This window comes from Desulfobaccales bacterium (genome assembly GCA_041648175.1).
Classification (GTDB): Bacteria; Desulfobacterota; Desulfobaccia; order Desulfobaccales; family 0-14-0-80-60-11; genus 0-14-0-80-60-11.
Map to the genome: position 1 here is coordinate 311,012 of JBAZPO010000001.1, position 15,226 is coordinate 326,237.

A 15,226-nucleotide genomic window follows, 5' to 3' on the forward strand; every position below is an offset into this window, starting at 1 on the left:
ACGTTAATTCGCACGCCAGACAAGATTCAGATAACAAAGGAGTCGGTCCCAAGAGTAACCGGTTTGAACTAAAGGTAAATTAGGGTAAAGGAGGCACACCTCACCCGAAACCCTTAGGAGGTTCGGGGAGGGTGTCTGGTCTGATTTTTCGTCAACCACTCATCTCCTACAACACTCCTTTCAACCTTTTGGCCTTTACCCCCGCCCTTCTCCGGGCTCCGGAAGCCTTGGTAATTACTTTATATGGCAGCCAGCAACCCACTTACCGCACTTGTTCTGCCTCATCTCACCCAACTGACGCCCTATCAGGCCGGCAAACCTCTCGAAGAACTTGAACGAGAACTGGGACTCACCGGTGCCATCAAACTGGCATCCAATGAAAATCCCCTGGGTCCTTCGCCCCTCGCCCTGGCCGCCATCCGGGACACCCTGGGGAGCCTGCATCGCTACCCCGACAGCCACGCCTATTACCTCAAGGAAGATCTGGCCCGCCACCTGGGGATATCGCCCCAGCAGTTGATTTTAGGCAACGGCTCCGACGAGGTCCTGGATCTGCTGGTCCGCGCCCTGGTGCCCCCCGGGGGCGAAGTGGTGAGCACCACCCACACCTTTCTGATGTACGGCCTGATCACCCAGTCCGTAGGTGGTTTTTTCCGTCCGGTGCCCTTGAAAGATATGCGGGTTGACCTTCCCGCCGTGGCTCAGGCGGTCACGCCTCAGACCCGGCTGATCCTGCTTAACAACCCCAACAATCCCACCGGCACCGCGTTTCGGCGCCAGGAATGGGAAGATTTTCTGGCGGCGATCCCTGCCACCGTCACCGTGGTCTTAGATGAGGCCTACATCGACTTTGCCGATGACCCTGACGTGCCCTCATGCCTGGATTATCTGTCTGAGGACCGCCCCCTGGTGGGGCTCCGCACCTTTTCCAAGGCCTATGGCCTAGCCGGCCTGCGCATCGGCTACGGCTTCGGCCCCAGCGAACTGATGGACTACTTAAATCGCCTGCGGATGCCCTTCAACGTCAACCGCCTGGCCCAGGTGGCCGCGCGGGCGGCGCTTAAAGACACCACCTTTCTGGCCCGAACCCGGGAGGTCGTGCTCACGGGCAAAGACCTGATCTACCGCGGGCTTGACCGGCTGGGATTGACCTTCATCCCCACCCAGACCAATTTCGTGCTCATCCGGGTACCTAAGGCCGGGCAAGTTGTTTATCAGGCGATGTTGCGGGAAGGGGTCATTATCCGGGCCATGGACGCTTACGGTTTCCCTGACTATATCCGAGTCAATATGGGGCTGCCGGCCGAAAACCGGCGCTTCCTTACGGCATTGCAAAAGGTCCTGGGGTCAGGCAACTGAGTGGACCCCCGGGGAATCATCACCATTGACGGCCCGGCTGGCGCCGGCAAAAGCACGGTCGCCCGCCTTCTGGCCCAATCCCTGGGTTACCTCTACCTGGACAGCGGCGCCTTATATCGGGCCGTGGCCTGGCAGGCCTTGCAACTGGGGCTGGACCTGAACCGCTCCGAGACCCTGGCCGCCTTTCTCGAGGCTTTTAGCCCGGAGGTGACCGCAGATTCCCGGGGTTTTCACCTGGTCGTAGACGGCGCCGAGGTGAGCGAGGCGCTCAGGTCCCCATTGGTAACCCGGGAGTCTTCCCGGGTGGCGGCCCTCTCCCTGGTGCGCCAGTGGGTTAAAGAGCGGCTGCGCCATCTGGCCAAAAATGGCGGCGTGGTCACTGAAGGCCGGGACCAGGGCACCGTGGTCTTTCCTGAAGCCACGCATAAATTTTATCTCTCTGCGGCCCTGGCTACCCGGGCCGAGCGCCGGCGCCGGGAATCGCAGGGAGAAGGCGAGCCGTCTTTGGCCGATACCATGGCGGATATCGCCGCCCGGGACCTCAGGGATGAAACCCGGGAGGACTCGCCGCTGCGTGTCCCTGCGGACGCCAGCGTGATCGACACCACAAATTTAAGCATTGAAGCAGTGTTACAGCAGTGCCTGGCCAGGATCAAAGATCCGGCAGGTTGGAACCTAAACCCAGTAAACTTGTCAAAGGGGGCTAACATGGACGGTATGGAAAACAACGAACTGACTAACCACACCCGGCCGGAAGAAAATGATTTAGACCGGTCGCAAACCGAAGAGGTCGCCACCTCGGAATTTACTTCGGCATCCGCTGAATCAATTTCGGAGATGCCGGATATGGAATCCATGAGCGAACTCTACGAAGAGAGCTTGAGGCGCGTCCAGGAAGGGGAAGTCGTCAAGGGCCGCATCGTGTCCATCACTAAAGATTATGTCATGGTGGACATCGGCTACAAGTCCGAAGGGCAGATCCCCATCCACGAATTCACCACCCCGGAAGGTGAAGTTACCGCTCAGGTGGGGGATGAAGTGGAAGCTCTGATGGAGAGCCGGGAAGATGAAGAAGGGGCCTTGATGCTCTCCAAGAACAAAGCCTCCAAGATCAAGGTGTGGGAAGAGGTCAGTGCCGCCTACCACAACGAAGGCGATGTGGAGGGCACCATCGTGGCCAAGGTCAAGGGAGGCCTTTCCGTGGACCTGGGAGGCATCATCGCCTTCCTTCCCGGCTCCCAGGTGGACCTGGCACCGATGCGCCATACCGACCATCTCATCGGCCAGCACTATACCTTCAAAGTCTTGAAATTCAACCGCAAACGGCGCAATGTGGTCTTGTCCCGCCGAGTCCTGATGGAAAAAGTCAAAAACGAAGCCAAAACCACCCTGCTGGGCTCCCTGGAAGAGGGTAAGATCGTCGAAGGCGTGGTCAAAAATATCACCGATTACGGGATTTTCGTTGACTTGGGTGGCCTGGACGGGCTGCTCCACATCACCGATCTCTCCTACGGCCGGGTGCGCCATCCTGCGGACCTCTTCAAAGTAGGAGACACCATCACGGTAAAGGTCCTGAGCTTCGATCCGGACAAGGAGCGTATCTCCCTGGGTTTAAAACAGCTCACCCCGGACCCCTGGACCGTGGTGGACGAGAAGTTTCCCCTGGCCAGCCGCGTCACCGGCAAAGTGGTAAGTCTCACCGATTACGGGGCCTTCGTGGAACTGGAACCTGGGGTGGAAGGACTCATCCACATCTCCGAGATGTCCTGGACCCGGAAAGTCCGCCATCCTTCTCAGGTGTTAAGCGTGGGCGACGTGGTGGAAGCCACGGTCCTGGAAGTGGAGCCCACCCGGAAACGCATATCCTTGAGCTTAAAGCAGGTAGAGCCCAATCCCTGGGAAGTCATCGGCGAAAAATACCCGGTGGGCTCGGTGATCGAAGGTAAAATCAAGAATATCACCGACTTCGGCATCTTCATCGGCATCGACGAAGGCATCGACGGCCTGGTGCACATCTCCGACATCTCCTGGACCAAGCGCTTCAAGCACCCGTCCGAGTTATTCAAAAAAGGCCAGGTGATCCAGGCCAAGGTCCTCTATATCGATAAGGACAACGAGCGCTTTTCCTTGAGCATCAAGGATCTGACGCCCAACCCGTGGCAGACTATCGATCAGCGCTTCCCCATGGGCTCGGTGGTCGCTGGCCCCATCACCAATATCACCGACTTCGGTCTCTTCGTCGAAGTGGAGGAAGGCATCGAGGGCCTTATCCATATTTCGGAGCAGAGCCGGGATAAGCAGAAGATGGCGGCCCTCAATGTGGGGGACATTATCCGGGCCAAGGTGATTCACAGTTCCGCCGAGGAACGGCGCATCGGCCTGAGCATCCGGAAAATGGAAGCCGACGAGGAGCAGTCCCACTACCGGGATTATATGCACTCCCGCACCGAAGCCACCACCAACATCGGTGATCTGATTCGGGAGACCCTGGAAGAGAAACAGAATAAAGACAATGACTAAGACATCATGAAATCGCGCACTCTATGGACCGGTTGCTTGGTCACTTTTCTGGTGGTCCTCTTTTTTGTGGGACTTTCCGGCGTAGTCCTGCTGCTCCTGGGAAAAGGCAGTCTCTTCGCCTCCCGGGAGCGGGTCGGGGTGGTGGAGATCAAAGGAGTCCTCGCCGACTCCCGCACCGTCATCAAGCAACTGGACCGCTACCGCGACGACAGCAGTATCAAAGCCATCGTACTCCGCATTAACTCCCCGGGCGGCGCCGTGGGTCCCGCCCAGGAGATCCTCCGCGAGGTGGAAAAGGTCCGTCTGAAGAAAAAGATCGTGGCTTCCCTGGGAACTGTGGCCGCCTCCGGAGGCTACTACATCGCCTCCGGGGCCGACCTCATCATGGCCAACCGGGGCACCGCCACCGGCAGCATCGGTGTGATCATGCAGTTCACCAACGTGGAGGGCCTCACCAAGAAGATCGGGCTGGACTTCTTCAACCTGAAGGCCGGGCGCTACAAGGACGTGGGCTCGCCCTTCCGCCCCATGACCCCGGAAGACAAGGCCTATCTCCAGGTCCTCATTGACAACATCTACCAGCAGTTTTTAAACGACGTCGCCCGCAACCGCAAGATTCCTCTGGACAGGATTAAGGTCCTGGCGGAAGGCAAGATCTACACCGGCGAGGAAGCCAAACAGATCGGTCTGGTGGACGACTTCGGCAATCTCCCCGACGCCATCGAAAAGGCCGGCCGTCTGGGGGGCATCACTGGCAAAGTTGAGGCCACGTATGCCGAGAAAGAGGGCTTTTCCCTCCTCCGCCTTCTCCTGGGCCAGGAAACCGAGGATACCTTAAGCAACCTTAAAGCCCTCCCCTACCCCGAACCGGCGTTTTTGCCGCCGTGGTTTAGGTAAGCTCGGCCCGCGCCGCAGCCTTCATTACCAGAAGTTTAAGCCCCGTTCTTTACAGGCTGTCAAGATTTCTGCCTGCCATTGCCTCTGAAATTCTCCCTCGAAAAAACTTTCCATAGGGATAATAAGTTGTTACTATAAATGACTTTATTGATACTATAAAGATAACATATAAAGCCATTTAACAACCTGTTTTCCCTATGATTTGTCATTCTGAGCGTAGCGAAGAATCTCTTACTCCGTTCAGGATGACAGAACAACCCGACTTTGAAATGGCTTATGGTCTATGCTTTTATTTTCTTGGAGAATAATTAATGAAGCGCAGTATAAATCGTAGTTGGCTATTCTCAAATATAATTAAAATTATTCCTAAAATTATTATATTCACCTATCTCTTAAATATCATTATTAAGTTAGCTTTTAAACTACCCAACGCACCCTGGGAATATAACGATTTTCTGCAATACTGGCTGGCGTCTTCCTTCGTGCTGGCAGGAAGACCTGCTGCAGTCTATGACATGGCTCAATTCTACCAGGCGTTAACCCAAATCGCGGGTCCTGGGTTGAACACTCCCTGGTTTTACCCCCCCATTTTTTTATTAATGGTCTCTCCCTTAGCTCTCTTGCCCTATTATGCGTCGTTGGCCTCCTGGCTATCCTTAACCCTGGGTGGTTATATAGTTGCGGTGCGGCGCATCGCCCCTCATCCCATGACGATCTGGCTGGCCTTGGCCTTCCCCGGGGCCTTGATGAACCTCAATTACGGTCAAAATGGCCTCTTCTCCGCTGCCCTGTTTGGCGGGGGCTTACTCCTCCTGGAATCGTATCCTTTCTTGGCGGGAATGGTCTTTGGAGTTCTCGTCTATAAGCCCAATTTTTTTATTTTAATACCCCTGGCCTTAATTGCCGGACGCTACTGGCGGACTTTAGGAGCCACAATAATATCCGGCGGGCTTTTGGCTCTTGCCAGCGGTCTGATCTTGGGCTGGGAAACCTGGGCGGCCTTCTGGCACATTCGCAATGTTCCAATGCAGGCCCTCGAGCAGGGGGTAGCCTCTCTGGGGAAGATGCCGACGATCTTCGCAGCGACTCTCATGGCAGGGGGGGGCCTGACTCTCGCGTACTGCCTCCAGGGAGCCGTTATGGCAGTCGCGGCTGGCGCAGTTATCTGGACCTGGTTTCAAAGGGTGGATATGGCCATCCGGGTTTCGGTGCTTACCCTGGGAAGCCTGCTCTTTACTCCTTACGGTTCCGAATACGAGTTGGTTCGGCTGGCCATCCCCCTTGCCTGGATCGGCTGGGAAGGATGGCAGAAAGGCTGGGGGCCAAGGGATAAAATCTTCCTGGTGCTGGGCTGGATTACCCCCTTCATATCCAGGTTTCTCGCGGAAGGTAATGTGGTTCAGATAACCCCTTTAATTTTATTGGTTCTCCTTTATCTTAACCTGACAGGCATCCACGAATCCAAATCGGCGGTCGTGCCGTTGCAAAGCCCGTGAAAAAGACCGCGCCATAATTCCCACCATCTAATCTAACCCGGAAAATCGGCCGCTTCCCCCCTTGCCCCTCGCTGGGGATTTTGCCTTACTCCGCCTCGGGCAGCAACAAGCGTTTCAGTTCTTCCGTTTCATAGACAACTTCCTTGCCCACCAACCGCACCTGCCCCTGCACCACATAGTTGAGCACCCGGGGTTGCCACTCATGTTCAGCCTGATTCACCTTGGCCGCCAGGGTCTCCGGGGTATCGCCCGGCTCAATGGGAACCGGCAGCGCAAAAAATATCGGGCCACGGTCATATTTCGCATCAACAAAATGCATGGTGACCGCACTGTGGGTAATTTCCCCGCGCTGATAAGCGGCTATAACCGCTTCGTGCACATAATGGCCGTAAAGGTTCGGCCCGCCAAAGCGGGGCAAAGGACCAGGATGGATATTGATCGTCCGCGCCGGGTCAAGGCCTGCTACCAGCTTCAGCCAGCCGGAGAGCATGACATAATCAGCGTTGAAATACTTTACAAAGTTTTGATAGCCCTGACCCAGATAAGGACCAACCCAGTATTCGGAAGGTATCCCGAGTGCTTTGGCCTTTTGCCAGACCCCGCCGTCAAAATGATTCGTGATAACCGCACAAATCCACGCGTCTAAAATTGGCGGCCTGGCCCGCGCCGCCCTTACCATCGTCTCAAATCCGGACCCGCCGCCGGTTTTTGTCCCGGAAGCAAAGACCAGGATATTTGGATGAGGTTTAGGCAAACTCGCTCACATCCCCCTTCCCTTCCCGGAGCACTTCAGGCACATCGTCCATGAAGGCAATGATACTGGAGGGGTCCGGCAGGACAATGCCGCCATCGATCACCAACTCCAGGTGCGGTTTGAACTTGATCTCGATCTCGTAGGGGTCGCTCTCAACCGGCCCGTCCGGCAGGGCCGCGGTGGTGGTAATGATGGGATGTCCCAAGAGCGCCACCAGCCCCAGGGCAATGGGGTGGTCCGGCACCCGGATGCCCACGGTGCGCCGTTTGGTTTGGAGAATCTTCGGCACCTGGCGGGAAGCTTCCAGGACAAAGGTATAGGGGCCGGGTAAGAGGCGTTTCATAACCTTGTAGGCGGAGTTCCCCACCCGGGCGTATTCGCTGATGTTCTTCAAATCCTGGCAGATAATACTGAAAGGCTTATTCAAGGGCTGGCGCTTGAGGTGGTAAATCCGGTTAATGCCCTTGAGATTAAACAGGTCGCAACCGATGGCGTAGCAGGTATCCGTCGGGTAGGCGATGAGACCGCCCCCGGAGAGCGCCTCCACGGCCTTGCGCAGGAGGCGTTCCTGGGGATTGTCGGGATTGATTTTGATGATCATGGTTTACCTGTTGATTTATTCCACCAAGAATACTAAGAGGCAGGTTCTGGGCTCTGGAAAAAATCTCTAACCCCTGACACCTTGCATCTGCCAGTTAATTAATTTTCTTTGGCTTGGCCTTCGCCTTGCCAGCTTTCTTCTTGCCCTTGGCCTTTTTGGGCTCGCCGCTCTCTGGGGCTGCCGCCTGCGCCACCGAAGCCCCCGCCTGGGCCCAGACCTTTTCCACCTGATCCCTAATCCAGTGGGGGTCCCACCACTCCAGGGGATCGACAAACTCACCCTGGAGGTTGATGGCGAAATGGAGATGATCGCCGGCCGCCAGGCCCGTGGTGCCGGTTTGCCCCAGGACCGCGCCTTTCTGCAGCTTATCCCCCACCTTCACGTCGATCTTGCTCATATGACTATAGCTGGAGAAAACCCCCAGGCCATGGTCCAGCATCACCGTCTTTCCATAAATCCCCAGGTCATCGGCATAGACTACCACGCCGTTATTCCCGGCATACACCGGGCTGTTCACCAGGGAAGCCAGGTCCTCGCCCAGATGCGTCTGCTGATCCACGGCTTTGCCCTGATACATATAAGTGCGCCGGTCGCCAAACCGTGCCATGGGTTTGCCATAAAACCGTTGGAAGGCTCCGACCCATAAGGGCTGGGGGGCGCTGTGGGAGCTGACTTTCTGGAACGTCTCGTGATTAAGCTTGCGCGTATTCCGGTTGACCTCCAGATAGGACCCCAGCAAGTCGTTGGGATTGGGCACCGGCAGGCTGGTGGCCACCTTGCGCAGAAAGCCGTCCGGGAGGTTGAGGTTGTCATGCCGCCACTTCCGGGGCTTGGACTTCAAAGACACCGACTGCTTGATTTCATTGCCCAAAGACGGCCGGGCCACAAGTTCCACCGGGAAGGTATTGGGTCCTTCCTGAGGCACCGCGAACAGCACCACATAGTCCCCTTTGCCCCCCTTGGGGTTGGGGAAACCCTGAAAGAACCGCCCCCCCACCATGACGCCCGACTCTTTAACCTCTTTGTTAAGCCGGTAGCCGATCACGCCGGTCCCCCCGGCATGCAGCAGGTGACTCACCCCTTGATACGTCAGGTTGACGGGCACCAAATCGATAACCACGTCCCGGCTGAACGACGCGGTGTGACCCCGAAACAGGCGGTGCCAGGAGCGGTCCCAGGCCTGGACGTTCAAGGTGGCCTTGCCCTCCTGGAAACCCAGGGCCTTGGGCTCTAAAATCACCTGCAGATCCACGGTCTCACCCTTGCCGCCTCCCGGAGGAAAGGTGCGATCCAGCACCACCTTACTCTGGCCCCCCTGGGAAAAGGTGACCTTGACCGCCTTCAAGCCGCTGCTCTGATCTGCGGCATCCACCGTCAGGACGGTTTTAGCCCCTACCACCTCCACCGGGGTTTTCAGCGCCACCGTGGGATCGTCGAAGTCCAGGCGGCCCACCGCCAGCCACACCAGCAGGACGATAAGGCCTAGCCCAATCGCAACCCACACTACGTTGCCGAACTTGCGTCCCCAACGCTGTTTCCAGTTCTTGCCCATGGGTGTATAGTATCAGGTATAGGCCTAGGGAGCAAGAAGTGGCCCGGCTTTCCTCCAGACTAGCAATCGCAGGAGACGCCTCATGGCAGCAAGCGAAGAAATCATTCTCTCCGTAGGGGGCATGCACTGCGCCGCCTGCGTAGCCCGGGTGGAGCGCGCCCTGACCGCCGCCCCCGGCGTCGAATTGGCCACGGTCAACCTCGCCACTCGACAAGCCCGGATTCGCTATAATTCCCACCTGACCAACCCCGATGCCCTCACCCAGGTGGTGACCGGCGCCGGTTATGAAGTTGAGGCCGCGACCAAAGAGCAACGGGCTCCAAAATCGCCTGAGGCCGAGGTTAAAGAATTTCGCCGCCGCTTCCTCCTGGCCCTGCTGTTAAGCCTGCCGGTGTGGCTCTTCATGGTCCCGGGGGTGATGGCCGCCATCGGCCTCAGCCACCACACCATGGCCTTCATCCTGCTCATCTTTGCCACTCCGGTGATGTTTTATTCCGGCGCCCCGTTCTTTGCCGGGGCCGTGAACGCCGCCCGGCACCTGTCCACCAACATGGATACCCTGGTAGCCCTGGGCACCTCCGCCGCCTACTTCTACTCCGCCTGGGTCACCTTCTTTCCCGAGAGCGTCGCCGCCGCGGGCCACGACCCTGCAGTCTACTACGACACCGCAGTGATGATCATCACCTTCATCCTCCTGGGCCGCTGGCTGGAAGCCCGCACCCGAGGCCGGGCCTCGGAAGCGCTGCGCCGCCTCTTTGCCCTGGCCCCACCCACCGCCCGGGTGCGCCGGGATGGCCAGGAACTGGAACTGCCTCTGTCTGAAGTCGCGGTTGGCGACCTGGTGGTGGTGCGGCCGGGTGAGAAAATCCCCGTGGACGGCATCGTCGCGGAAGGCAACAGCAGCGTGGACGAGTCCATGCTCACCGGCGAAAGCATGCCCGTGGCCAAGGAACCGGGGGCCGAAGTCTGGGGCGCCACCTTGAACCACCGGGGGTTTTTGGTCTTCAAGGCCACCCGGGTGGGACAAGACATGGTGCTCTCCCAGATCATCCGCTTGGTGGAGCAGGCCCAGACCAGCAAAGCCCCCATCGAGCGCTTGGTGGATAAGGTAGCCGGCATCTTCGTGCCGGTGGTTATGGGTTTGGCGGCGGCAACCTTTCTGGCCTGGTACTTCTGGGGTCCACCTCCCACCTTTAGCCGGGCCATCATCGGCATGGTGGCGGTGCTCATCATCGCCTGCCCTTGCGCCATGGGCCTGGCCACCCCCACCGCGGTCATGGTAGGCTCGGGCCGAGGCGCGGAATTGGGCATCCTCATGCGGGGCGGCGAAGCCCTGGAGCGGGCCTACCGCCTCACCACCGTCATCTTCGATAAGACCGGCACCCTCACCCGGGGCACTCCCCAGGTCACTGACGTCCACACCTGGGAGCATTGGAGCGCACAGGCGGTCCTGGCTCACGCCGCGGCCCTGGAGGCGAAATCGGAGCACCCCCTGGCTGAGGCCGTCACCCACGCCGCAGGAGCCCAGGGCCTGACCTTGCCACGTGTTGAGGATTTCCAGGCCGTGCCGGGGCTGGGGGTGGAGGCCAAGATCGACGGTCAAGCAGTAATCTTGGGGAACCTGGCCTTTCTCTCCCAGCAAGGTATCTCCTCCCCGCTTATCAACCATCAGCAGGACCAACTGTCCCGTGAGGGCAAAACCGCCATCTTTCTGGCCGTGGCAGGTCTTCCCGTGGGGGTGATTGCCGCGGCCGACACCTTAAAGCCCCGGGCCGCCAAGACCGTGGCCGCCTTGAAGAATATGGGGTTGAAAATCCTCTTGTTGAGCGGCGACAACAAAATGACCGCCGCGGCAGTGGCCAAAAGTATCGGCATCGAGGACGTGCTGGCGGAAGTGCTCCCCGGTGATAAGGCCCTAAAAGTCATGGAACTGCAAGCCCATGGCGAAGTGGTGGCCATGGTGGGCGACGGCATCAACGACGCCCCGGCCCTGGCCGCGGCCGATGTGGGCATCGCTTTAGGCACCGGCGCCGACGTGGCCTTAGAGGCCGCGGACCTAACCCTCATCCGGGACGACCTGGACCTGATCCCCGCGGCCATCAACCTCTCCCGGCAGATGATGCGCATCATCCGCCAGAACCTCTTCTGGGCCTTCTGCTACAACGTCGTGGCTATCCCCGTAGCCGCGGGCGCCTTCTACCCGCTGTGGGGCTGGACCCTCAACCCGGCCCTGGCCGCCGCAGCCATGGCCATGAGCTCAGTCAGCGTCGTGACCAACTCCTTGCGCCTGCGGCGTTTCAAAGCGTGATATCTTGGGGGAGGGGGCCGGGGGCGAAAGCCCCTGCAGCCCTCCCCCAAACCCCATAGTAATGTATGGTGCGCACTGCGCACCATTTCATTTTGGATAGAGCTCATATCTTGCATAAACTCATTGAAAGTATTATGATTTGTTGGAGGATCGAGGCTATGAACAAGATCGAGAAAATCGGACGTGAAATTCAGGAATTTTCGCCCGCAGAACTGTCGGCTTTTCGCAAGTGGTTCCATGACTTCGATGCCGAGGCCTGGGACCTTCAAATAGAAGAGGATGTCCAGGCGGGCAAATTAGACGCCTTGGCGGAAGCCGCACTCGAGGCTTTGGAATGCGGCAAATGTAACGAGATTTGAAACATTCCGCCTCCCCGCAGTTCTGGACCTGCCTAAGGGCTCTCCCCAAACCGGTTCAGCAGCTTGCCGGCAAAAGCTTCGCACTGCTGAAAAACGACCCCCGTCATCCTTCTTTGCATTTCAAACAGATTGGCCGCTTTTGGTCAGTCCGCATCGGGCTATCTCATCGTGCTTTGGGTATCGGCATCTCCGATGGGGTGTTGTGGTTTTGGATAGGTAGCCACGCTGATTACGATAACCTGATTGGCTAACCGCCTGTTGAGGAATACTGCAGATAAAAGGGCGGCCCAACGGGTCGCCCCTTCTTATTGGGGTTGGGGGATGGGGTCTGGGGAAGGGGCGGCAGGGGCCGCTTACGAAAAAGCCCCTGGCCCCCTTCCCCAGCTTTCTCACACCAAACTCTTATACAGTTCCAAATAAGCCTTCGCCGACACCTTCCAGGAAAAATCCTGTGCCATGGCGTGGAGCATGATGCGCTGCCACAGGTCCTTATTGGCATAAGCGTCCAGCGCGGTATGGATCGCTTTCAGGAACGCCTCCGGGGTGTAGTCGCTGAACACAAAGCCGGTGCCCAGAGTCTTGGGGTCGCCCACCGGGGTTACCGTGTCCGCCAGGCCCCCGGTTTCCCGGACCACGGGAATGGTGCCGTACTTCATGGAGTAAATCTGGTTTAAGCCGCAGGGCTCGTAGCGCGACGGCATGAGGAACATGTCGGCCCCGGCTTCCATGAGGTGGGCCATCTGGTTATTAAAGGCGATCTTCGCCCCCAGCTTGCCCCTGTATTTGGGGGCCTCGGCCGTGAGCCAGCGGTGGTACTTCTCGTCCCCGGTCCCCAGGATCACCAGCATCAGCTTCAGTTTCATGAGCTTGGGCAAAATTTCGGCTAACAGATCAAAGCCCTTCTGGTCTGCCAGCCGGGAGATTACGGCCAGGATGGGGGCCTCAGCCAGGTCCTGGGACAGGTCGAAGGCCTCCATCAGGGCAGCCTTGTTCGCGGCCTTGCCACCCAAATCCTTCGGGCTGAACGCGGCCGGGATCAGGGAGTCGGTCTCGGGGCTCCAATCCTGATAATCCACGCCATTCAAGATGCCGTGTAACTGCTCGGCCCGGGTTTTCAGCACCCCCTCCAGGCCATAGCCGAGTTCCTCGGTCTGGATCTCCACGCTGTAGCGGGGGCTCACGGTGGTAACCGCGTCGGCGCAGACGATGCCGCCCTTGAGCAGGTTGATCTGGCCGTAGTACTCCAGGCCGTCGATGGAGAAAAAGGACCAATCCAGGCCCAACAAAGGATATTTTTCCTTGGTAAAGAGACCCTGATAGGCCAGATTGTGAATGGTGAACACCGTTTTCGCCTTGGCGAAGACCGCCTCACCGGCCCAGCGCTGCTTCAGGTACACCGGCACCAAAGCACTCTGCCAGTCATGGCAATGGATCACGTCGGGGGTAAAGTCCAGGGCCCGGCAAAAGGGCAGAACTGCGCCGCAGAAAAAGGCGAAGCGCTCCAGGTTGTCAAAGTAATCTCCCCGGGGGGTGCCGTAGAGCTGGCTGCGGTCGTAAAATTCGTCCCGCTCCACAAAATAGAACGGCGAGCCCGACTCCGCTGGGGCCTTGAGATTGAAGGTGTGGTTGATCAACCCCAGGTTCACTTCCAGATCCTCGGCGATGGTGGTGGTGGGCGCCTTCCCCTGCTTCACCATGCCATAATAGGGCATAAGAACCTTGACTTCCGCCCCCTGCTCTATAAGGGCCTGGGGCAGCGTGCCCACAACATCGGCCAGCCCCCCGGTCTTGGCAAAAGGCACTCCCTCCGAAGCAACGAACAGCACACGCGGTTTCTGGCCCATGGGCTCTCCTTGTGGCAGCTGTCAGCGATCAGCTTTCAGCCTAAAAACTCCGCCGGATCAGGTTAAAATCTACGGCGCCATGCAAGATACGATATTAATCCTTGGTCTTGTCTTTAAGCTGACCACTGATAGCTGAAAGCTGACCGCTAATACTTATAAATCAACTCAATATCCGACGCCACGAAGCCTTTTTCGCCTTCGCTGAGGTTGAACTCGAAGATATAATCGCGGCTGGGCAAGTTCTCGGCATGGATCCCCGGCGGCAGGTCTTTTTCCATAAAAAACACCGAAGTATAGGGGGATTCTTCCAGGCGCGTGTCGGTAATCCATACCTTGCCGAAGCTGTGCATGAATCGGAAAAAGCCATAGGAGCGGTCCAAAAAGTATTTCGTGCACACCCCCCGGACCCGGCTGCCCACCTCCCCCCAGGCGGGAGCCCCCGCGGCGGGCGGGGTGGTGGGCAATAACCCCGGCACCAAGTACCCGGGGACGAACAGGTCCACTTCCCGGCGCAGCCGCATCGATACATTGGCAAAGGCCACCAGTTCCACCCGGCAGCCCTTGTTCTGCGCCATGGTCACCACGCTGCAGAAATCACCGTCACCGGTGAACAAGTAGATCAGGTCCAGGCGGTCCGATTGCGACACGATGTCCAGCCCCATTTCCATATCCAGATTGGCCTTGCCGTAGGTGCGGCCGGAATCATCCGTGTACCAGCGGATCGCCTTCTCCACGGCTTTGAAACCCAAATCCCGCAACGTCAGGATAAAATTCAAGGTCGTTTTGTAATTGGGATCAGAGACGGCGCGCTCTTCGTCAAGGGCTACATAGGCATTCAGTCGCATCACTTCATCGCCGTCCCGGGCAACAAAACGCCGGATCACTTCATAGCGCATCCCGTAGCCGCCGTTCCGCATGATATTCATAGAGTCAACATAGACTCCGACTCGACGGTTGGCCATAATATTTTAACTCCTTATTATTCCTGCGAAACTAATATCCGCAAGCAACCTCAGGGGGCCCCGGACCGGCTCCAGGAGAAGCTGGTCGGCCAGACCGGACATCCAAGTGGCTGGAAATTATTTATGAACTGCCCACAATACCATCACTAATAAAGTCGGTCCTCAAGGCCGCGGCCCAAAAGGCCGGGCATCGTTCAACACCTTGCCTTCCCTCGTCGGGGGGGCTTCTAAAAATTTTGGCAGGAAAGGCAGACAAGCACAATGCTCCGCTCCCAACCATTTGAGTGAAGTCAGGCCCCGTTCTTGAAGGCGAGCCGCGGAAGTAACGGGGCCAGGCCAGGTCTGCGCTTTAGGCCACGTGCCGGCCTTTGCCTTCCTCCCGCCTTTAACCATGAAAGTTTAGAGAAAAAAAGCCCAAGCTGCAAGCTAGTTCTCCAGAGCCATACCTCCCGCAGATTCCCAGGGTTGCGGACCGGTGGAAGATTCCTTATGTTAGAGTAGGCACCGCCGGTCAACGGCCAAACAGGACAATTGCCAAAAGAGGCTCTTGCAAAAAGCCTTTTTGTCATCCTGA

At 58.0% G+C, this 15,226-nt stretch carries 12 protein-coding genes; 7 read left to right on the forward strand and 5 right to left on the reverse strand.

Annotation, left to right across the window (positions count from 1 at the left end; translation table 11 throughout):
• Positions 1–243 precede the first annotated feature (243 nt).
• The 4 genes from hisC to WC600_01470 all read left to right on the forward strand — a co-directional run bounded on the left by hisC (position 244) and on the right by WC600_01470 (position 6,272).
• The gene (gene hisC / locus WC600_01455; GenBank protein ID MFA4901388.1) at positions 244–1,359 is read left to right on the forward strand and encodes a histidinol-phosphate transaminase; all 1,116 of its coding nucleotides are present in this window, start codon (positions 244–246) and stop codon (positions 1,357–1,359) included.
• Positions 1,360–3,879, forward strand: a complete 2,520-nt coding sequence (locus WC600_01460) for a 30S ribosomal protein S1 (GenBank protein MFA4901389.1) — start codon at positions 1,360–1,362, stop codon at positions 3,877–3,879.
• A 6-nt stretch (positions 3,880–3,885) separates the two neighbouring features.
• Entirely contained in the window at positions 3,886–4,776 is an 891-nt protein-coding gene (gene sppA, locus WC600_01465; protein MFA4901390.1) for a signal peptide peptidase SppA, read from the forward strand.
• Positions 4,777–5,258: 482 nt separating this feature from the next.
• Positions 5,259–6,272 (forward strand): glycosyltransferase family 87 protein, encoded by a 1,014-nt coding sequence (locus WC600_01470; GenBank protein MFA4901391.1) that lies wholly within the window; start codon positions 5,259–5,261, stop codon positions 6,270–6,272.
• An 85-nt stretch (positions 6,273–6,357) separates the two neighbouring features.
• Here the strand turns inward: WC600_01470 and WC600_01475 are convergent, their stop codons facing one another.
• From WC600_01475 to WC600_01485, 3 genes are all read right to left on the reverse strand, one after another.
• A complete protein-coding gene (locus WC600_01475; GenBank protein MFA4901392.1) occupies positions 6,358–7,026 on the reverse strand; it encodes a formyltransferase family protein in 669 nt (222 codons plus the stop codon).
• Positions 7,019–7,627 carry an L-threonylcarbamoyladenylate synthase gene (locus WC600_01480; GenBank protein ID MFA4901393.1) on the reverse strand — a complete coding sequence of 203 codons (609 nt, stop codon included), beginning with the start codon at positions 7,625–7,627 and terminating at the stop codon, positions 7,019–7,021. Before WC600_01480 ends, WC600_01475 begins: the two co-directional genes overlap by 8 nt.
• A 94-nt stretch (positions 7,628–7,721) precedes the next feature.
• Entirely contained in the window at positions 7,722–9,179 is a 1,458-nt protein-coding gene (locus WC600_01485) for a M23 family metallopeptidase (GenBank protein MFA4901394.1), read from the reverse strand.
• 82 nt (positions 9,180–9,261) lie between these two features.
• Here WC600_01485 and WC600_01490 point away from each other — a divergent pair, with 82 nt between their 5' ends.
• From WC600_01490 to WC600_01500, 3 genes are all read left to right on the forward strand, one after another.
• Positions 9,262–11,487, forward strand: a complete 2,226-nt coding sequence (locus WC600_01490; protein ID MFA4901395.1) for a heavy metal translocating P-type ATPase — start codon at positions 9,262–9,264, stop codon at positions 11,485–11,487.
• 158 nt (positions 11,488–11,645) lie between these two features.
• Positions 11,646–11,846: a hypothetical protein gene (locus WC600_01495; protein ID MFA4901396.1), complete on the forward strand. Its 201-nt coding sequence runs from the start codon at positions 11,646–11,648 to the stop codon at positions 11,844–11,846.
• On the forward strand, positions 11,843–12,097 hold the full coding sequence (locus tag WC600_01500; GenBank protein ID MFA4901397.1) for a hypothetical protein: 255 nt from the start codon (positions 11,843–11,845) through the stop codon (positions 12,095–12,097). Before WC600_01495 ends, WC600_01500 begins: the two co-directional genes overlap by 4 nt.
• Positions 12,098–12,235: 138 nt before the next feature.
• Here the strand turns inward: WC600_01500 and glgA are convergent, their stop codons facing one another.
• On the reverse strand, positions 12,236–13,690 hold the full coding sequence (glgA, locus tag WC600_01505) for a glycogen synthase GlgA (GenBank protein ID MFA4901398.1): 1,455 nt from the start codon (positions 13,688–13,690) through the stop codon (positions 12,236–12,238).
• Between the two features lie 146 nt (positions 13,691–13,836).
• Positions 13,837–14,652: an NYN domain-containing protein gene (locus WC600_01510; GenBank protein MFA4901399.1), complete on the reverse strand. Its 816-nt coding sequence runs from the start codon at positions 14,650–14,652 to the stop codon at positions 13,837–13,839.
• Positions 14,653–15,226: the final 574 nt, after the last annotated feature.

Coding starts and splice junctions, on each gene's coding strand:
- glgA (MFA4901398.1), bottom strand. CDS start 13,690: ATGGGCCAGAAACCGCGTGTGCTGTTCGTTGCTTCGGAGGGAGTGCCT.
- WC600_01485 (MFA4901394.1), bottom strand. CDS start 9,179: ATGGGCAAGAACTGGAAACAGCGTTGGGGACGCAAGTTCGGCAACGTA.
- WC600_01510 (MFA4901399.1), bottom strand. CDS start 14,652: ATGGCCAACCGTCGAGTCGGAGTCTATGTTGACTCTATGAATATCATG.
- WC600_01490 (MFA4901395.1), top strand. CDS start 9,262: ATGGCAGCAAGCGAAGAAATCATTCTCTCCGTAGGGGGCATGCACTGC.
- sppA (MFA4901390.1), top strand. CDS start 3,886: ATGAAATCGCGCACTCTATGGACCGGTTGCTTGGTCACTTTTCTGGTG.
- WC600_01480 (MFA4901393.1), bottom strand. CDS start 7,627: ATGATCATCAAAATCAATCCCGACAATCCCCAGGAACGCCTCCTGCGC.
- WC600_01495 (MFA4901396.1), top strand. CDS start 11,646: ATGAACAAGATCGAGAAAATCGGACGTGAAATTCAGGAATTTTCGCCC.
- hisC (MFA4901388.1), top strand. CDS start 244: ATGGCAGCCAGCAACCCACTTACCGCACTTGTTCTGCCTCATCTCACC.